General features: G+C 70.9%; 15 protein-coding genes. 12 read left to right on the top strand and 3 right to left on the bottom strand.

Features of this window, described 5'->3' with window-relative positions; translation table 11 throughout:
• The first annotated feature begins 2 nt into the window (after positions 1-2).
• Together IE226_RS35200 and IE226_RS35195 are read left to right on the top strand one after the other, a co-directional pair.
• Positions 3-1262, top strand: a complete 1260-nt coding sequence (locus IE226_RS35200) for a glycoside hydrolase 5 family protein (protein WP_190085540.1) — start codon at positions 3-5, stop codon at positions 1260-1262.
• Positions 1263-1316: 54 nt separating this feature from the next.
• A complete protein-coding gene (locus tag IE226_RS35195; RefSeq protein ID WP_190085539.1) occupies positions 1317-4346 on the top strand; it encodes an alpha-mannosidase in 3030 nt (1009 codons plus the stop codon).
• Between the two features lie 210 nt (positions 4347-4556).
• Here IE226_RS35195 and IE226_RS35190 read toward each other — a convergent pair whose 3' ends face one another.
• On the bottom strand, positions 4557-5258 hold the full coding sequence (locus IE226_RS35190; protein WP_190085538.1) for a FadR/GntR family transcriptional regulator: 702 nt from the start codon (positions 5256-5258) through the stop codon (positions 4557-4559).
• A gap of 178 nt (positions 5259-5436) precedes the next feature.
• On the opposite strand from IE226_RS35190, the gene IE226_RS35185 reads away from it, so the two are divergent.
• The 8 genes from IE226_RS35185 to IE226_RS35150 are packed head-to-tail and all read left to right on the top strand — an operon-like array spanning position 5437 to position 13562.
• On the top strand, positions 5437-6534 hold the full coding sequence (locus tag IE226_RS35185; RefSeq protein ID WP_190085537.1) for a sugar ABC transporter substrate-binding protein: 1098 nt from the start codon (positions 5437-5439) through the stop codon (positions 6532-6534).
• Positions 6535-6542: 8 nt separating this feature from the next.
• Positions 6543-8174, top strand: a complete 1632-nt coding sequence (locus IE226_RS35180) for a sugar ABC transporter ATP-binding protein (protein WP_190085536.1) — start codon at positions 6543-6545, stop codon at positions 8172-8174.
• The gene (locus tag IE226_RS35175; RefSeq protein WP_190085535.1) at positions 8167-9204 is read left to right on the top strand and encodes an ABC transporter permease; all 1038 of its coding nucleotides are present in this window, start codon (positions 8167-8169) and stop codon (positions 9202-9204) included. Before IE226_RS35180 ends, IE226_RS35175 begins: the two co-directional genes overlap by 8 nt.
• Before the next feature lie 57 nt (positions 9205-9261).
• Positions 9262-10602, top strand: coding sequence for an L-fuconate dehydratase (locus IE226_RS35170; protein WP_190085534.1), 1341 nt, complete (start codon positions 9262-9264; stop codon positions 10600-10602).
• A complete protein-coding gene (locus tag IE226_RS35165; RefSeq protein WP_190085533.1) occupies positions 10599-11366 on the top strand; it encodes an SDR family NAD(P)-dependent oxidoreductase in 768 nt (255 codons plus the stop codon). The genes IE226_RS35170 and IE226_RS35165 overlap by 4 nt, the downstream gene beginning before the upstream one ends.
• Positions 11367-11371: 5 nt before the next feature.
• Positions 11372-12388: an aldo/keto reductase gene (locus IE226_RS35160; protein WP_190085532.1), complete on the top strand. Its 1017-nt coding sequence runs from the start codon at positions 11372-11374 to the stop codon at positions 12386-12388.
• Positions 12385-12699, top strand: a complete 315-nt coding sequence (locus IE226_RS35155) for an L-rhamnose mutarotase (RefSeq protein WP_190085531.1) — start codon at positions 12385-12387, stop codon at positions 12697-12699. Before IE226_RS35160 ends, IE226_RS35155 begins: the two co-directional genes overlap by 4 nt.
• A complete protein-coding gene (locus IE226_RS35150) occupies positions 12684-13562 on the top strand; it encodes an amidohydrolase family protein (RefSeq protein WP_190085530.1) in 879 nt (292 codons plus the stop codon). Before IE226_RS35155 ends, IE226_RS35150 begins: the two co-directional genes overlap by 16 nt.
• On the opposite strand, the gene IE226_RS35145 is transcribed toward IE226_RS35150, so the two are convergent.
• Positions 13546-14964: a lipase maturation factor family protein gene (locus IE226_RS35145; RefSeq protein ID WP_190085529.1), complete on the bottom strand. Its 1419-nt coding sequence runs from the start codon at positions 14962-14964 to the stop codon at positions 13546-13548. The genes IE226_RS35150 and IE226_RS35145 overlap by 17 nt on opposite strands.
• Before the next feature lie 81 nt (positions 14965-15045).
• Between IE226_RS35145 and IE226_RS35140 the strand changes: the two genes are divergently transcribed.
• Positions 15046-17154 carry a SpoIIE family protein phosphatase gene (locus IE226_RS35140; protein ID WP_190085528.1) on the top strand — a complete coding sequence of 703 codons (2109 nt, stop codon included), beginning with the start codon at positions 15046-15048 and terminating at the stop codon, positions 17152-17154.
• Between the two features lie 4 nt (positions 17155-17158).
• The gene (locus IE226_RS35135) at positions 17159-18019 is read left to right on the top strand and encodes an Fpg/Nei family DNA glycosylase (protein ID WP_190085527.1); all 861 of its coding nucleotides are present in this window, start codon (positions 17159-17161) and stop codon (positions 18017-18019) included.
• An 18-nt stretch (positions 18020-18037) separates the two neighbouring features.
• On the opposite strand, the gene IE226_RS35130 is transcribed toward IE226_RS35135, so the two are convergent.
• Positions 18038-18703: a zf-HC2 domain-containing protein gene (locus IE226_RS35130; RefSeq protein ID WP_190085526.1), complete on the bottom strand. Its 666-nt coding sequence runs from the start codon at positions 18701-18703 to the stop codon at positions 18038-18040.
• Between the last annotated feature and the right edge of the window lie 26 nt (positions 18704-18729).

The following is an 18729-nucleotide window of genomic DNA, read 5'->3' as shown; positions in this document are numbered from 1 at the left end:
GCATGTCTCGTACGACCCGTGAGCCTTCCGCAGCGCCGCGTTTCGGCGCGAACTACACCCCCAGCCAGGGGTGGTTCCACCACTGGCTCGACTTCGACATCGACGCCGTGCGCGCCGATCTCGACGCGATCGCCGCGCTCGGCCTCGACCACATCCGGGTCTTTCCGATCTGGCCCTACTTCCAGCCCAACCGCACCCTGATACGGCCGCGCGCCGTGGAACAGCTCGTCGCCCTCGCCGATGCCGCCGCCGAGCGCGGGCTCGACGTCAACGTCGACGGACTCCAGGGGCACTTGTCGAGCTTCGACTTCCTGCCCGCCTGGACGCAGACCTGGCACCGGCGGAACATCTTCACCGACCCCGACGTGGTGGAGGGCGAGATCGCCTACCTTCGTACGCTCGCCGCCGCGTTGGCCGACCGGCCGAACTTCATCGGCATGACCATCGGCAACGAGGTCAACCAGTTCTCGGCGGGGCCGCATCCCGATCCCGACCGCATCACGCAGGAGCAGGCGGAGCAGTGGCTGCGGCGGGTGCTCGCCGCGTGCGAGGAGGGGGCGCCGGGCCGGCTGCATCTGCACGCCGAGTACGACGCCGCGTGGTACCAGGACGACCAGCCCTTCACTCCGGCCCAGGCCGCGCGGCTCGGTGGTGCGACCGCCGTGCACTCCTGGGTGTTCAACGGCACGGCGCAGCGGTACGGACGTGAGGGCGTCGCCACGGCGCAGCACGCCGCGTACATGATCGAGCTGTCGAAGGCGTGGGCGGACGATCCGCACCGTCCGGTGTGGCTCCAGGAGGTGGGCGCGCCCGCTCCCCTCATCCCCGCCGAGCATGCGGCGTCCTTCACCGAGGCGACGGTGGAGGCTGCGCTCGACTGCGCGGACGTGTGGGGGGTGACGTGGTGGTGCTCGCACGACGTGTCGCGTGCGCTGGCGGATTTCCCTGAACTTGAGTACAGCCTGGGTCTGCTGACCAATGAGGGGAAGGCCAAGCCGGGGGGTGAGGTGCTGGGGCGTCTCGCTGAGGAGTGGCGGGGGAGGGAGTACGCGCCTGCGGTGCGGGGCACTGCTGTGGTCGTGGACGACTCCACCTCGTCCCGGTCTTCGTGCGCGCCGGGGGGCGCGGTGTTCGACGCCTTCATGGGCCTCGTCGCGGACGGGGTCCGGCCTACGACGGTACTCGCGAGCCGGGTGGGGGACTCTGCGCACTTGGCTGCGCGGGGCATCACGGAGGTCGTGCGGCCGGGGGAGATCAACTAGGCCCAAGACCAGTCCCCAACCCCGCCCGCACCCAACACGTAAACGGAGAGCACCATGCACGACGACCGCACCCTGATAGAAGCCCGCCTCAAGCGCGTCCTCGACGAGCGCATCCGCCCCGCCGTCTACCCCGAGTCCGTACCCCTGGACGTCGCCGTGTGGACCGCCCCGGGTGAGCCCGTCCCCGTAGCGGAAGGTCTCGCCGCCACTCCCGAGCCGACGAAGGTCGGTGCCGCCTGGGGAGCCCCATGGGCCACCAGCTGGTTCCGGGTGACCGGCACCGTCCCGCAGGAGTGGGCGGGCAAGACCGTCGAGGCCGTCCTCGACCTCGGCTTCGACGAGAACATGCCCGGCTTCCAGTGCGAGGGCCTGGTCTACCGCCCCGACGGCACCCCGGTGAAGGGCCTCAACCCCCGCAACCAGTGGGTGCGCGTCGCCGCCCCCGCGGCCGGCGGCGAAGACGTTCACCTGCACGTCGAGGCCGCGTCCAACCCCGTCATCCTCGACTACCACCCCTTCCTGCCCACCCAGCTCGGCGACAAGGAGACGGCAGGCAGCGAGCCCCAGTACAAGCTCGCCCGCATGGACCTCGCCGTCTTCGACGAGACCGTGTGGCAACTCGTCATCGATCTCGAAGTGCTCGGCGAGCTCATGCAGGAGCTCCCCGAGGACTCCGGGCGCCGATACGCGATCGTGCGCGCCATCGGCCGTGCCCTGGACGCCGTCGACCTCCAGGACGTGAACGGCTCCGCGCCCGCCGCCCGCGCCGAGCTCGAAGGCGTTCTCACCACCCCCGCCGAGCCCTCGGCCCACCGCATCAGCGCCGTCGGCCACGCGCACATCGACTCCGCGTGGCTGTGGCCGCTGCGCGAGACGGTGCGCAAGGTCGCGCGTACGACGTCGAACATGACCGCGCTCATCGAGGACGAGCCGGACTTCGTCTTCGCGATGTCGCAGGCGCAGCAGTGGGCGTGGGTCAAGGAGCACCGGCCCGAGGTGTGGGCGAAGGTCAAGAAGGCGGTGGCCGACGGGCGGTTCGTGCCCGCGGGCGGCATGTGGGTCGAGTCGGACACGAACATGCCGGGGTCGGAGGCGATGGCCCGGCAGTTCGTGCACGGCAAGAGGTTCTTCCTGGACGAGTTCGGCATCGAGAACGACGAGGCGTGGCTGCCGGACACCTTCGGGTTCGCGGCGGGGCTTCCGCAGATCATCAAGGCGGCCGGCTCGAAGTGGCTCCTCACCCAGAAGATCTCCTGGTCGCAGACCAACCGCTTCCCGCATCACACCTTCAACTGGGAAGGCATCGACGGCACCCGCATCTTCACGCACTTCCCGCCCGTCGACACCTACAACTGCTCGATGAAGGGCAGCGAGATCGCCCACGCGGCGAAGAACTTCAAGGACAAGGGAGTCGCCCGGCACTCCCTGGCGCCGACCGGCTGGGGCGACGGTGGCGGCGGCACGACCCGCGAGATGATCGCGAAGGCGGGGCGCCTGCGTGACCTGGAGGGTTCGGCAACCGTCGAGTGGGAGACCCCTGCCGCGTTCTTCGAGAAGGCGGAGGCGGAGTACCCGAACGCCCCCGTCTGGGTGGGCGAGCTGTACCTGGAGCTGCACCGCGCCACCCTCACCAGCCAGGCGGGCACCAAGCAGGGCAACCGCCGCAGCGAGCACCTGCTGAGGGAGGCCGAACTGTGGGCGGCCACGGCAGCGGTGCGCTCGCCTGATTTCGCGTACCCCTACGAGGAGTTGGACCGGATCTGGAAGACGGTCCTGCTCCACCAGTTCCACGACATCCTGCCCGGCTCGTCCATCGCCTGGGTGCACAGGGAGGCGCGCGCGACGTACGCGAAGGTCGCCGATGAGCTGAACGGCATCATCGAATCGGCTCAGCGCGCGCTCGCGGGGGAGGGCGGCGGCACCGGCACCGCCCTCGTCTTCAACTCCACCCCGCACACCCGCGACGGCGTCCCCGCGGGTGGCGCGCGCCCCGCCGCCGTCGACGGTACGTCGGCGATCGCCTCGCGCGCCGACGGCGGTTACGTCCTCGACAACGGCCTGCTGCGGGTCGAGATCGACGCGCGCGGTCTGGTCGTGTCGGCGTACGACATCGTGGCCGGCCGGGAGGCCGTCGCACCCGGGCAGGCGGCCAACCTGCCGCAGATCCACGCCGACTTCCCGAACATGTGGGACGCGTGGGACGTTGACGAGTTCTACCGGAACACGGTCACCGATCTCACGGAAGCGGACGAGGTCGGGCCGGGCGAGGACGGCGCGTCGGTCCGGGTCGTGCGGACCTTCGGCGACTCGCGACTCACGCAGGTCCTCTCCCTGGCGCCCGGCTCCGGGCGCCTTGACATCGACACGGAGGTGGACTGGCACGAGACGGAGAAGTTCCTGAAACTGGCGTTCCCGCTGGACATCCACGCGGAGCGGTACGCATCGGAGACGCAGTTCGGCCACTTCTACCGGGCCACGCACACCAACACGAGCTGGGAGGCCGCCAAGTTCGAGGCGTGCAACCACCGCTTCGTGCACATGGAGGAGCCGGGCTGGGGCGTCGCCCTGGTCAACGACTCCACGTACGGGCACGACGTGACGCGTACGGTGCGCGAGTCCGACGCCGGTACGACCACGACGGTCCGCGCCTCGCTCCTGCGCGCCCCGCGCTTCCCCGACCCCGAGACGGACCAGGGCGTCCACCGCTTCCGGCACGCGCTTGTCCCCGGCGCCGGTATCGGCGACGCGGTGCGGGAGGGCTACCGGATCAACCTGCCGGAGCGGCGGATCACGGGCGGCGCCGAGGTGGCCCCGCTGGTGACCCTCGACAACGACGCCGTGGTCGTCACGGCGGTCAAGCTCGCCGACGACGGCAGCGGTGACGTGGTCGTCCGCTTCCACGAGTCGCACGGCGGCCGGGCGAAGACGACGCTGACGGCGGGCTTCGCGGTCGGTTCTGTGGAGGTGACGGACCTCCTGGAGCGTCCTCTCGCCGATGCCTCGGCTCCGGAGCGCACGGGCGACGGCATCGCGCTGACGCTGCGGCCGTTCGAGCTGGTGACGCTGCGGCTGACGCGCGCGTGATGTCCGACTGAGCGGAGCCGGAAACCGCGCGGGCGCCGGACGGGCTGGTCGACCATCCCGTCCGGCGCCCGCGTCGTAGCACCCCCCGGGGCGGCGTTCGGCACACTGCCCGGCATGCCTGTCGCGCTGCATCACCTCGTCATCGACGCCCACGACCTGCCCGCGCCGGCCCGGTTCTGGGCCGAGGCGCTGGGCTTGGGCTCGGGGGCTCTACTCGTCCAACTGCGCCCGCAGCCACTCCTCCACCTCTCCCACGTGCGCCGCCGCCGCGGCCCTGGCCGCCTCCGGGTCCCTGGCCACCAAAGCCCGGTGGATGCGGGCGTGTTCGCGGCGGGTTCGGGCGAAGGCGTCTTCCTCCTGGTAGCCGCGCCATACGCGGGCGCGGAATGTGCGTGACGACAGGCCCTCCAGGATGGCCGCCATCGTGTCGTTGCCCGCCGCGAGGGCGATCGTGCGGTGGAACGCCAGGTCGTGGGAGAGGATCTCCTCCGGGTCGTCCGTGGCGTTCATCGCCTCCAAGTGTTTTTCCACGTCCGCCAGTTGATCCGGTGTGATGCGCGCTGCCGCCAGCGCCGTGGCCGTGGATTCGAGGACCCGGCGCACCTCCAGAAGCTCCACCAGACGCGGGCCGCGTGACAGGTCGGCCACGACGCCGAAGGTCTCCAGGAGATCCCCGGCCTCCAGCTGGGTGACGTAGATGCCCGAGCCGTGCCGGGCCTCCAGGACGCCCATGACCGTGAGCGCGCGGATCGCCTCCCGCATGGAGCTGCGCGAGATGCCCAGCTGCGTGGCCAAGTCGCGTTCCGTGGGCAGCCGTTGGCCCGGCTCGAGGCGGCCCTCGCCGATCATCGCCTTGATCTGCTCGATGGCCCGCTGCGTCACGGTGCCCTTCTGCGGGGCGGTCTGGTCCACGTAACGCTCCTCCACTAGCCGAGTGCGCCGCAGTCTAACCAGAGATGTGGTCGGACCACTACGGCCTGAAAGCGGGAAAACTTGGCGTCGAGGGGTGTTGTGGGCGCCAAGTGGTCTGATAAATATTCGCCCATCAGTCGCTAGGACGCCCGATCCACGCTCGATGAGGAGCCGTCAGATGGCCGGCAGAACAGTGCGCGACAGGACAAGCAACAGGTCCAGCAGGGCGGGAATCCCAACGGCGGCGCGGATCGCCGCCGCGGCCGCCTGCGCCTCCCTGGTGCTCACGGCATGTGGCAGTACGACGGACAACGCGGCCCCCGCGGGCGGCGAGGGCGGCGGAGAGGGCAAGGTCGGGGTGATCCTGCCCCTGCTGACCTCGCCGTTCTGGCAGTCGTACAACGACTACGTGCCGAAGATGGCGAAGTCCGAGGAGGTCGACGCGAACAAGACGGTCAACTCCAACAGCGACCCCTCGCAGCAGATCACCGACATCAACAACCAGCTCAACCAGGGGGTCAAGGGCCTGGTCGTGGCCCCCCTCGACAGCGCCGCCATCTCCGCGGGGCTCGACCAGGCCGAACGCAAGGGCGTACCCGTGGTCGCCGTCGACGTCGCCCCCGAGAAGGGCAAGGTCGCCATGGTGGTGCGCGCCAACAACGTCGCGTACGGCGAGAAGGCCTGCGACTACCTCGGCGAGCAGGTCAAGACCGGCAAGGTCGTCCAGATCATGGGAGACCTCGCCTCCGTCAACGGCCGCGAGCGCTCCGAGGCGTTCCGCACCTGCGTGAAGAAGAAGTACCCCAAGCTCAAGGTCCTGGAGATCCCCGCCAAGTGGGAGTCCGACACGGCCGCCTCCAAGCTGGACACGCTGCTCAACTCCAACCCCGACATCAAGGGCATCTACCTGCAGGCGGGCGGCGTCTATCTCGCCCCCACCCTGCAGACCCTGAAGTCCAAGGGAATGCTGAAGAAGACGGGCGAGAAGGGCCACATCACCGTCATCTCGAACGACGGCATCCCGCAGGAGTTCGACGCCATCCGCAAGGGCCAGATCGACGCCACGGTGTCCCAGCCCGCCGACGCGTACGCCAAGTACGGGATGTACTACATCAAGGCCGCGATGGACGGGAAGAAGTTCAAACCCGGCAAGACCGACCACGACTCCACCATCGTGAAGCTGCCCAGCGGCATCCTCGAGGACCAGCTGCCCGCGCCCCTGGTCACCAAGGAGAACGTGGACGACTCCGAGCTGTGGGGCAACACGGTCAAATGAGTACGCCGATGAGCAATCCCCCCACGCCGGGGCCGGCCGCGCTCGTCGAGGCGACCGGCATAGTGAAGCGGTACGGACCCACCGTCGCGCTGCGGGACGGGCGGCTGACCGTCCTGCCCGGTGAGTCCCACGCCCTCGTCGGCCGTAACGGCGCGGGCAAGTCCACCCTCGTCACCATCCTCACCGGGCTCCAGGCCCCGGACGCGGGCACCGTCCTCTTCGACGGCGAGCCCGCGCCTCCGCTCACCGACCGCGACGCCTGGCGCCGCAAGGTGGCCTGCGTCTACCAGAAGCCCACCGTCGTGCCCGACCTCACCGTCGCCGAGAACCTCTTCATCAACCGGCAGCCCGAAGGCCGCGGCGGCTTCATCAGCTGGCGCAAGCTCCGCGCGCAGGCCGCCGAGGTGCTCGACACCTGGGACGTGCGGGTCGACCCGGACGCCCGCACCGCCGACCTCAAGGTCGAGGACCGGCAGATGGTCGAGATCGCGCGGGCCCTCAGCTTCGGCGCGCGCTTCATCGTCCTCGACGAGCCCACCGCGCAGCTCGACAACCGCGAGATCGAACGCCTCTTCACGCGCATGCGGGCGCTCCAGGAGTCGGGGGTCACCTTCCTCTTCATCTCGCACCACCTCCAGGAGGTGTACGAGGTGTGCCAGACCGTCACCGTCCTGCGCGACGCCCGCTGGATCACCACGGCCCCCGTGGCCGAGCTGCCGCGCGCCGCCCTGGTCGAGGCGATGGCGGGCGAGGCCCTTCAGGAGAAGAAGGCCGCCGAGGAGTCCGTCGCCCGGACCGAGGTGCTCGCGGACGCCCCGGTGATGCTCGACGTCAAGGGTCTGACCAGCCAGTCGTACGCGGACATCGACCTGACCGTCCGCAAGGGCGAGGTCGTCGGCCTCGCCGGATCCAGCGGCAGCGGCAAGATCAACCTCGCCGAGACCATCGCGGGGTTGCACACGCCGACCGGCGGAAGCGCCCGCCTCGACGGCAGGCAACTCCCCTTCGGGGACGTGACCGCCACGCTGCGCGCGGGCGTCGGCTGCGTCCCGCGCGACCGGCACGACCAGGGCCTGGTCTTCGGGATGACGATCGGCGACAACGCCACGATGAGCGTGCTCGACCGGCTCGGGAAGTACGGCTTCGTCGGCACCGAGCGCAAGCGCGGCTTCGCCGAGGAGTTGATCGACCGCCTCGACATCCACGCCGAGGGCCCCGACCAGCCCGTGTCCGACCTCTCCGGAGGCAACGCCCAGAAGGTCGTCATGGCGCGGGCGCTCGCCTCCGACCCCCGGCTCCTCGTCCTCATCAACCCCACCGCGGGCGTGGACGTGAAGTCCAAGGAGTCACTGCTTGCCCGCATGGACAACGCCCGCGAGGACGGCACCGCCGTGCTCGTCGTCTCCGACGAGCTGGACGATCTGAGGCGCTGCGACCGCGTCCTTGTCCTCTTCCATGGGCGGGTGGCCGCGGAACACTCGGCGGGTTTCACCGACCATGACCTGATCGCATCAATCGAGGGGGTGGACCACACAAGCCCCGTCGGGGGCGCGGGGCTGTCACATATGCGGCTCCGCCGCGCGAGCGCGATCAGCCCCCACCGGCCCGCAGCCGAAGAAGTAGGAGAGCACAGTGGCTGACCTCAAGGCCCCGGCCGCGCAGGCCACCCCGGCATCAGAACACCCCGCCCCAGCGCGCGCAGCGAAGAGCATCGCATTGCGTCGCGCACGCGAACTCGCCCTGGTCCCAGCGCTGTTGCTCCTCATGATCCTAGGAGCCCTGCTCAACGACTCCTTCCTGACGGAGCGAAATCTCATCTCGATCCTCGGTGCCTCCGCCGCCCTCGCGATGGTCGTCCTCGCCGAGTCCCTCGTTCTGATCACGGGCAAGTTCGACCTGTCCCTGGAGTCTGTCGTCGGCATCGCGCCGGCCGTCGGTGCGCTCCTCGTCCTGCCCGCCGCCCAGGCCGGGTTCGGCACGGACATGCCCGTGGCTGCCGGGCTCCTCGCGATCCTGCTCGTCGGCGGAGCCATCGGCGCCTTCAACGGCATCCTCGTGGTGAAGCTCAAGCTCAACGCCTTCATCGTCACGCTCGCCATGCTGATCGTGCTGCGCGGCCTGCTCGTCGGCGCGACCGAGGGCAAGACGCTCTTCGGGATGCCCGACGCCTTCTACACCCTCGCCACCTCGACGTTCCTGACCATCCCGCTCTCCGTGTGGCTGGCCGCCGTCGCCTTCGGCGTCGCGGGCTTCATCCTCAAGTACCACCGGGTGGGGCGCGCCCTGTACGCGATCGGCGGCAACGCGGACGCGGCCCGCGCCGCCGGCATCCGCGTCGAGCGCGTGATGCTCGGCGTGTTCGTCGTCGCCGGCTGCCTCGCCGCCGTCGGCGGACTCATGCAGACCGGTTACGTCGGCGCGATCAACGCCAACCAGGGCCAGAACATGATCTTCACCGTGTTCGCGGCGGCGGTCATCGGCGGCATCAGCCTCGACGGCGGCAAAGGCACGATGTTCGGCGCCCTCACCGGCGTCCTGCTGCTCGGCGTCGTACAGAACCTGCTCACCCTCGCCCAGGTGCCGTCCTTCTGGATCCAGGCCATCTACGGCGGAATCATCCTGGTCGCCCTGATGATCGCCCGCGTCACCACAGGGCGCGCACAGGACTGACCCCTCCGGGTTCCCCGCCGTTCCCCGCCTCCTCGTCCCTTTCCGGAAAGGCCTCCTGTGTCCCCGACCACCGCCCGCGTCATCGCGGTCGACACCTATGACGTACGGTTCCCGACCTCGCGGGACCTCGACGGATCCGACGCGATGAACCCGGACCCCGACTACTCCGCCGCCTATGTGGTCCTGCGCACCGACGCGGACGACGGTCTGGAGGGGCACGGCTTCACCTTCACCATCGGGCGCGGCAACGACGTCCAGGTCGCCGCGATCGAGTCGCTGCGCCACCACGTCATCGGCCGGTCCGTCGAAGAGCTGTGCGCCGATCCGGGGACACTCAACCGCGACCTGATCGGGGACAGCCAGCTGCGCTGGCTCGGGCCCGAGAAGGGCGTGATGCACATGGCCATCGGTGCCGTCGTCAACGCCCTGTGGGATCTGGCGGCCAAGCGCGCACGCAAGCCGCTGTGGCGGTTCCTGGCGGACGCCGAGCCCCGGTGGCTGGTCTCCCAGGTCGACTTCCGCTACATCGCCGACGCCATCACGCCGGAAGAGGCGCTGGAGCTGCTCCGGTCGGGCCGGCACGGAGCCGCCGAGCGGGAGAGCCTGCTGCGGGAGCACGGCTACCCCGGTTACACGACGTCGCCGGGCTGGCTCGGCTACAGCGACGAGAAGCTGACCCGCCTCGCCCGCCAGGCCGTGGCGGACGGCTTCACGCAGATCAAGCTCAAGGTCGGCGCTGACCTGGCGGACGACGTACGACGCTGCCGTACCGCACGGGAGGCGATCGGACCCGGCATCCGCATGGCCATCGACGCCAACCAGCGCTGGAACATCGGCGAGGCCGTGGAATGGACGCGTGCCCTCGCGGAGTTCGACCCGTACTGGGTGGAGGAACCGACCAGCCCCGACGACGTCCTCGGCCACGCCGCGATCCGCGAGGCGGTAGCCCCGGTCAAGGTCGCCACCGGCGAACACGTGCAGAACCGCATCGTGTTCAAGCAACTCCTCCAGGCGGGCGCCATCGACGTGCTGCAGATCGACGCCGCCCGCGTCGGCGGCGTCAACGAGAACCTGGCGATCCTGCTGCTCGCGGCCAAGTTCGGCGTTCCGGTCTGCCCGCACGCGGGCGGGGTGGGCCTGTGCGAGCTCGTCCAGCATCTGTCGATGTTCGACTACGTGGCGCTGACCGGGACCACCGAGAACCGCGTCATCGAGTACGTCGACCACCTCCACGACCACTTCATCGACCCGGTCGTGCTGCGCGACGGCCACTACCTGGCACCCACCGCGCCGGGCTTCTCGGCCGCCATGCGGGCCGAGTCCCTCGCCGAATTCACCTATCCGGGCGGCGCCTTCTGGGCCGCCGATCTCGCTCAGGGCAAAGGAGCAGCGGCATGACGGACACCCGGGACTTTGACGGGCTGAAGGCCCTGGTCACCGGCGGAGCCTCCGGCATAGGGCGGGCCACGGCGGAGCTACTCGCCGCGCGCGGCGCCAGGGTGGCGGTGCTCGACCTGGATCCGGGCAGCGTGGAGAAGCCGCTCACCGGCCACCGCGCCGACGTCTCCGACGACGCTTCGGTACGCGAAGCCGTCGCCGCCGCCGTGCGGGAACTCGGCGGACTCGACGTACTGATCAACAATGCGGGAATCGGGGCGCAGGGGACCGTCGAGGACAATGACGACGACCAGTGGCACAAGGTGCTCGACGTGAACGTCCTCGGGATCGTGCGCACCACGCGCGCCGCCCTGCCGCACCTGCGGGTCTCCACCCACGCGGCGATCGTCAACACCTGCTCGATCGCGGCGACCGCGGGGTTGCCGCAGCGCGCCCTGTACTCGGCGTCCAAGGGCGCGGTGCTCTCCCTGACGCTCGCGATGGCCGCTGACCACGTACGCGAGGGGGTGCGCGTCAACTGCGTCAACCCGGGCACCGTGGACACTCCGTGGGTCGGCCGCCTGCTCGACGCCGCACCCGACCCGGCGGCGGAGCGTGCCGCGCTCGAAGCCCGCCAGCCGACGGGACGACTGGTCTCGGCGGACGAGGTCGCGTGCGCCATCGCCTACTTGGCGAGCCCCCTCTCCGGCGCCACCACCGGCACCGCGCTCGCCGTCGACGGCGGCATGCAGGGGCTGCGGCTCCGCCCGGCGGCGGCCCGGTGAACTCCGTGGCGCGGCGCTCCGTGGGCTCCGGCGGCGTCGAGGTGACCGAGCTGTCCTTCGGCGCCGCCGGCCTCGGCAATCTCTACACGCCGATGACCGACGAGGACGCGGTCGCAGCCGTGGACGCGGCCTGGGACGCGGGGCTGCGCTACTTCGACACCGCGCCGCACTACGGAATCGGCCTGTCCGAGCGCAGGCTGGGCGAGGCGCTGCGGGCGCGCCCGCGGGAGACCTACGCCCTCTCGACCAAGGTAGGCCGCCTCCTGGAGGAGGTGGCAGAGGAGCCCGCGGGCGACGACCTCGACCACGGCTTCGCCGTGCCCGCCACACACCGCAGGGTCTGGGACTTCAGCGCGGACGGCATCCGCCGCTCACTGGAGGCGAGCCTGACCCGCCTCGGCCTGGACCGCGTCGACATCGTCTACCTCCACGACCCGGACGACCACGCGGAACAGGCTTTCCGGGAGGGCTACCCGGCCCTGGAACGGCTGCGCTCCGAAGGCGTCGTCGGCGCGATCGGCGCGGGCATGAACCAGACGGCGATGCTCACCCGCTTCCTCCGGGACACGGACGTCGACGCCGTGCTGTGCGCGGGCCGCTACACACTCCTGGACCAGAGCGCCCTGGCCGAGCTGCTTCCCGTGGCGCAGGAGCACGGCAAGGCGGTGGTGATCGGCGGGGTCTTCAACTCGGGCCTCCTCGCCGACCCCCGCCCCGGCGCGACCTACGACTACACGCCCGCCCCCGCCGCCCTCGTGGACCGCGCCCGCCACCTGAAGGCGATGGCGGAGCGGCACGGCACCACGCTGCGTGCCGCGGCCCTGGCCTTCCCCCTGGCCCACCCGGCGGTGGCCACCGTCCTCGTCGGAGCCCGCTCGCCCCACGAAGTCCGGGACGCCGCAGTGCGGTTCGCGTCGGAAGTCCCCGGTGACTTCTGGAAGGAAGCCCGCGCCGAAGGGCTCCTGCCCACCGGCGCCCCCGTCCCCGTCCCCGTCCCCGTCCCCGGAGAGGATCCCGCGTGAGGATCGCCCTGCACACCAAGGTCCGCGTCGACCGTGTCGCCGAGTACGACGCCGCGCACCGCGAGGTGCCCGCCGAGCTCACCGCCGCCATCCGCGCGGCGGGCGCCACCTCCTGGACGATCTGGCGCAGCGGCACCGATCTCTTCCACGTCCTGGAGTGCGAGGACTACGCCCGTATGCTCGCCGAGCTGGACAAACTGCCGGTCAACGTCGCGTGGCAGGCGCGCATGGCCGAGCTTCTCGACGTCGTCCACGACTACTCCGCCGGGGGCGCGGACGCGGGACTGCCCGTCGTATGGGAGTTGCCGTGACGCAGGACCTCGTCGACTCCCACCACCATGTGTGGGACCTGTCCGTACGCGACCAGGAGTGGATCACCGGCGAGGCGCTCGCCCCGATCCGCCGGGACTTCTCCCTCTCCGACCTGCTGCCGCAGGCGCGAGCCGCGGGTGTCACCGCGAGCGTGCTCGTCCAGACGGTCACGGTGGCCGACGAGACCCCCGAGTTCCTCGCCCTGGCACAGGAGAGCGACCTCGTGGCGGGCGTCGTCGGGTGGACCGACCTGACCCGCCCGGAGGTCGCCGACACACTCGCCTGGTTGCGCCAACTGCCGGGCGGCCGGCACCTCGTGGGCATCCGGCACCAGGTCCAGGGTGAGCCCGATCCGCAGTGGCTGCTGCGGCCCGACGTGCGCCGAGGCCTCGCCGCGGTCGGCGCGGCCGGTCTCGTCTACGATCTCGTCGTCCTGCCCGGCCAGCTCCCCGCCTGCGTGCAGGCCGCCCGGGAGCACCCCGGACTCACCTTCGTGCTCGACCACCTGGGCAAGCCGCCCATCGCCTCGGGCGCCCTCGAACCCTGGGCCGCGGACGTCCGCTCGCTCGCCGCGCTGCCCAACACGGTCTGCAAGCTCTCCGGCCTGGTGACCGAGGCCGACCCGCAGACCTGGACGGTCGAGGACCTGCGCCCGTACGCGGAGACCGTCCTGGACGCCTTCGGACCGGACCGGCTGATGTTCGGCTCCGACTGGCCCGTCTGTACGTTGGCCGCTACGTACGAGGAAGTGCTCGCCGTGGCACGGCGGTTGACCGGCTCACTCGGCGACACCGAACGCGCGGCCCTCTTCGCCGGGACCGCGACCCGCGTCTACGGCCTCCCGCTCAGCGAGGCGAGCTGATCCGCGTCGGCGGCAAAAACTCCCGCACGTACGTCCGCTCCCAGCAGGCGCCCGTCTCGCGCAGCTCACGCCGGCTCGTGTAGCCGTAGCGGTACAGACGGGCGCGGATGTACGCGGGAGGCGCGTCCTGCGGGAACGGGACATGGCGCAGCAGTCGCAGCGTGTCCCGGTCGCCTTCGAGGAGCCGCTCCACCAGCGGGCCGAACCACGACCTCGCGTAGGCGGGGGAGAGCGCGGCGAACCACATCATCCAGTCGAGCCGCAGATGGTACGGCGCGAACTGGCGGGGCCGGCGGCGGACATCTCCCGGCTTGCCCTTGAACTCGTACTCCAGCCACCGGGAGTCCTGGCGTGGCTTCGCGTCCGCCGTGCCCTCGATGACGACCTCCTGGCGGACGCGGCTGACGCTGCCGAACGCGCCGTAGGTGTTGACGAGATGCAGCGGGTCGAAGGAGGTGTTCATGACCTGGCGCCGGGAGAACAGATTGCGCGCGGGCCGGTAGCTCAGACCGAGGAGCAGGACGGTCACCGCGATGACCACCACCTCGTACCAGAGCGGGGGAGCGGGGGAGTGTGTCGGCGCCGCCGCGCTCCCGAAGTCCAGGACGGACACGGCGAGCACGATCGTCATCCAGTTCAGCCAGCTGAAGTTGCCCGAGAGGACCAGCCACAGTTGGGTGACGATCATCAGGCAGGCGGCGGCCGTGGCGATCGGCTGCGGCGTGAACAGCAGCGGGGGCACGACGAGCTGGGTGAAGTGGTTCGCCGCGACCTCCATCCGGTGGACCGGCTTCGGCAGATGGTGGAAGTACCGGCTCAGCGGGCCCGGCATCGGCTGTGTCTCGTGGTGGAAGTACAGGCAGGTGAGTTTGCGCCAGCACTCGTCGCCGCGCATCTTGATCAGTCCGGCTCCGAATTCCACCCGGAAAAGCACCCAGCGCAGCAGGAAGAGCACGAGCACCGGCGGCGCCGTCTCGTCGTTGCCGAGGAAGACGGCGAGAAAGCCCGTCTCCAGGAGCAGCGACTCCCAGCCGAAGCCGTACCAGGTCTGCCCCACGTTCACGATCGAGAGATAGAGGACCCACGGCACGAGCCACAGCAGCATGGCGGCCCACAGGGGCAGGAGATTGTCCGCGCCCGCGAGCAGCGTGAGCGCGCAGGCGCAGCCCGTCCACGCGACGAGGGCGAAGAAGCGGTCCGAGTAGTGCAGGTGGAAGAGGCTGGGTGCCTTGCGGAACGGCACGCGCTCGACGAAGCGCGGCACCGGCAGCATGCCGCGCTCCCCGATCAGCGCGCGGAACTGCAGCGCCGCGCCCAGGAACGCGACGAGATAGACGGCGGCGAGCGCCCGCTGGAAGACGAGACGGCCGAGCCAGTATTGATCCGCGCTGAACCACTCCACAGGGCCATCTTGCGCCAATCGCTCCCGATGCCCCTCCCGGCGTGCGCGTTCGGGTCCGACGGCGAAGAATCATGAAGTGTCATGACGCCCACGTCACTGCCGGACGACTGGCCAGCGGACCCGCGGTCGATCCTGGCGTTCAACCGCACAGGCTGCTTCGACTGGGACCTCGACAGCGGCCTGATGCATCTCGATGCCGCGGGCCACGAGGTCTTCGACGTGCATACCGACGAGTACGACGGCCACCCGACCTCCCTCGGCGTGCGGGTTCCGCCGATGGAGGCGCACCGCCTCGACGCCTATGTCTCGCACGCGCTCAAGGACGGCAGCGAGACCTACGGCATCTACTTCCGCATCCGGCTGCGCGACGGCGGGCTGCGCTGGACCCATACCCAAGGGTTCATCCAGCGTGACGACGGGGGCCGTCCGTACCGCATCGTGGGCGTCGTCCGTGACGCCACGCAGGAGCTGGGCGACAGCACGGCCCGGCGTCAGCGCGCGGACGAGGAGGAGGACCGGCGCCGGCGCACGAGCATCGTGCAGGGCATCACGGCGGCCCTCGCACACGCCCGTACCGTCCGGGACGTCATCGACGTGCTCAAGGACACCCACGGCCTCGCGCACCTGGGCGCGTCGAACCTGGTCATGGCCCTGGTCGAGGCCGGTCGCATCCGTCTGGTCGCGGAAGGGCCCGAGGGCAGCTTCGTGCCGGGCACCAAGTTCACCCGGATCGACGAGCGGTATCCGATGAGCGACGCCGTGCGCACGCTCTCGCCGCGCTTCATCGAGACGGAGGCGGAGTTCGCCGCCTCGTACCCGGATCTGTGGCCGTACATAGACAAGCTGGGCATCTCATCGGCCGCGTATCTCCCGCTGATCGCCCAAGCCAAGCCGATCGGCGTGCTCGGACTGCTCTACCAGGACAGGACCGGCTTCACCGAGGAGGAGCGCAACGTCCTGGTCGCGCTGAGCAGCGGCATCGCGCAGAGCCTCCAGCGCGCCATGTTCTACGAGCAGGAGAAGGACCTCGCCCAGGGCCTCCAGCAGGCGATGCTGCCCCGCACCATCCCCGGTGTGCCCGGCGCCGACATCGCGGTCCGCTACCGCTCGGCGGCGCTCGGCCGGGACATCGGCGGCGACTGGTACGACGTGATCCCGCTGCCCGGCGGCCGGGTCGGGGCGGTCATCGGCGACGTACAGGGTCATGACACGCACGCGGCGGCCGTCATGGGCCAGCTGCGCATCGTGCTGCGCGCGTACGCCGCCGAGGGGCACTCGCCCGCCACCGTCATGGCCCGTGCCTCGGGGTTCCTGCACGAACTGGACACCGACCGCTTCGCGACCTGCCTCTACGCCGAGGCGGACATGTCGACGGGGGTGGTCCAGGTGGTGCGGGCCGGTCACATCGACCCGCTCCTCCAGGACACCGACGGGAGCTGCCGCCGGGTGCCGGTCGACGGAGGGCTCCCGCTGGGACTCTCTGCCGAGTTCGGGCGCCTGGAGTATCCGGTGACGACCTTCGAGTTCGACGCGGGCCAGACCCTGCTGCTCTTCACCGACGGCCTCATCGAGGAGCCGGGCGCCGACCTCGGCGACGGGATACGGGCCCTGGGCGAGTTCGCCTGCGCCGGGCCGCGCGACCTCCAGCAGCTCGCCGACCGGCTCTGCTCGATCGTCGACGAGCGGGGCGGCGAGGACGACGCTGCGGTGCTGCTCCTGCGCCGCCGCCCGGACGAAGCGCCGCTGTCCGGCGGCCGTCTCCAGCAGCATGTCGGCCCCGGCGACCCGGAGGCCCTCGCCGAGGCCCGGCACATGATCCGCGCGGCCGTGCGCGCGTGGGGTGCCGGAGAGGGCGCCGACGAGGTCGAGCTGGTCGCGGACGAGATGATCACCAATGCCCTGATGCACACCGACGGTGCCGCGATCGTGACCCTGCGGGTCATCAGCGGCGGCGACCGGCGGCTGCGCATCGAGGTCGAGGACTCCTCCAGCGCGCTGCCGCGCCGCAGGGAGGCCGGGGAATCAGGCGTCTCCGGGCGGGGACTGCTGCTCGTGGACATGCTCGCGGACGAGTGGGGGGTCGAGTCGCGGGGCAGCGGCAAGTGCGTGTGGTGCGAGTTCGTCGTGCCCGCGCGGGACGGCCGTGACCAGAGCGGGCGTATGGCGCTGTCGGACCAGAGTCAGGAGTGAGCGGATGCCGGAACTCCCCGAGGTCGAGGCGCTGCGCGCGTTCCTCGCCGAACACCTCGTCGGCCACGGGATCGTGCGGGTGCTGCCCGTCGCCATCAGCGTCCTGAAGACGTACGACCCGCCGCCGGGCGCACTCGAAGGACGTACGGTCACGGCGGTGGCCCGGCACGGCAAGTTCCTCGACATCGACGCGGACGGCCTGCATCTGGTCACCCACCTCGCCCGCGCGGGCTGGCTGCAATGGAAGGACCGCCTGCCCGACGGCCCGCCACGGCCCGGCAAGGGCCCCCTCGCGCTGCGGGTCGCCCTGGAGACGGGTGAGGGCTTCGACCTGACGGAGGCGGGCACGCAAAAGCGCCTCGCGGTGTACGTGACCGAGTCCCCGGAGAAGATCCCGGGCATCGCCCGCCTCGGCCCCGATCCGCTGGTCCCGGAGTTCGACGAGGAGCGCTTCGCCGGTCTCCTCGCGGGCGAACGCCGCCAGATCAAGGGCGCGTTGCGGGACCAGAGCCTGATCGCGGGTGTCGGCAACGCCTACAGCGACGAGATCCTGCACGCGGCCCGCATGTCACCCTTCAAGCTCACGTCGAGCCTCACGCGGGAGGAGATCCACGGCCTGTACGCGGCGCTGCGGACCACGCTGAACGAGGCGGTGGAGCGTTCGCGCGGTGTCGCGGCGGGCCGCCTCAAGGCGGAGAAGAAGAGCGGCCTGCGGGTGCACGGCCGTACCGGCGAGCCGTGCCCGGTGTGCGGGGACACCGTGCGCGAGGTCTCCTTCAGCGACTCCTCGCTGCAGTACTGCCCCACGTGCCAGACGGGCGGGAAGCTGCTCGCGGACCGGAGAATGTCCCGGCTGCTGAAGTAGCCTGCTGTGTACGGCGGTTCAGGGGCGTCGCAGGGTCAGCAGACGCTGTCCGCCCGTCGTCCGTACTTCGTAGCGGGCGATGTCCTCGCGGGGCAGGGCCGCGCCGCCTCCGGTCGACAGACCGGCCGGATCCTCGCCCGAGGACTCCCGCGGCGCCCTCCATGTCGTCACGGTCTGCTCGGAACCGTCGGTGCCGACGGCGACGAGCTCGCAGACCCGGGCGCCGCCGTGCGGATCGCGGACACGCAGCCCGACGTCCGTGCCCCAGGCGCGGCCCCGCGCGGTCAGGGTCGCCGAGACACCGGTGCGGCCGTCGCGGGCGGTGATCTGTTCCGGTCCGGGTCCGCCGGCCCTCAGCACCGCTGTCGCGGGGGCCGCGAGAGCTAGGACGACACCGGCCGCCACCGCGCACAGCCACCGTCTGCGCCCGGCCCTGCGCAGCCGTACGGTCTCGCCTAGCAGCCGGTCGATGAGGCCGGGGCCGGGTGCCGCGAGCGGCTCGACCGGGGGCGGGGTGCGGCCTCGGTAGGCGGCCAACTGCTTGGCCGTAGGGACGAGTTCCGCCACTACGGCCCGGCACGGCGGGCAGTCCATGAGGTGATCGTCGAAGCGGAAGGTGTCCGCCGCGTCGAGGACGCCGAGCGCGTAGGCGCCGGCGTCGCGATGCCGCTCCAGGGGCCTCATGGCGTTCCTTGCGTGACGAGTCGGGC

The organism is Streptomyces longisporoflavus (genome assembly GCF_014649775.1).
GTDB classification, from domain to species: domain Bacteria; phylum Actinomycetota; class Actinomycetes; order Streptomycetales; family Streptomycetaceae; genus Streptomyces; species Streptomyces longisporoflavus.
This window is presented reverse-complemented; position numbering and strand designations above follow the sequence as displayed.

What these genes read in the sequence shown, in the direction of transcription:
- IE226_RS35200 (WP_190085540.1), top strand. Translation starts at nt 3, where the DNA reads ATGTCTCGTACGACCCGTGAGCCTTCCGCAGCGCCGCGTTTCGGCGCG.
- IE226_RS35195 (WP_190085539.1), top strand. Translation starts at nt 1,317, where the DNA reads ATGCACGACGACCGCACCCTGATAGAAGCCCGCCTCAAGCGCGTCCTC.
- IE226_RS35185 (WP_190085537.1), top strand. Translation starts at nt 5,437, where the DNA reads ATGGCCGGCAGAACAGTGCGCGACAGGACAAGCAACAGGTCCAGCAGG.
- IE226_RS35180 (WP_190085536.1), top strand. Translation starts at nt 6,543, where the DNA reads ATGAGCAATCCCCCCACGCCGGGGCCGGCCGCGCTCGTCGAGGCGACC.
- IE226_RS35165 (WP_190085533.1), top strand. Translation starts at nt 10,599, where the DNA reads ATGACGGACACCCGGGACTTTGACGGGCTGAAGGCCCTGGTCACCGGC.
- IE226_RS35150 (WP_190085530.1), top strand. Translation starts at nt 12,684, where the DNA reads ATGGGAGTTGCCGTGACGCAGGACCTCGTCGACTCCCACCACCATGTG.
- IE226_RS35140 (WP_190085528.1), top strand. Translation starts at nt 15,046, where the DNA reads ATGACGCCCACGTCACTGCCGGACGACTGGCCAGCGGACCCGCGGTCG.
- IE226_RS35135 (WP_190085527.1), top strand. Translation starts at nt 17,159, where the DNA reads ATGCCGGAACTCCCCGAGGTCGAGGCGCTGCGCGCGTTCCTCGCCGAA.
- IE226_RS35130 (WP_190085526.1), bottom strand. Translation starts at nt 18,703, where the DNA reads ATGAGGCCCCTGGAGCGGCATCGCGACGCCGGCGCCTACGCGCTCGGC.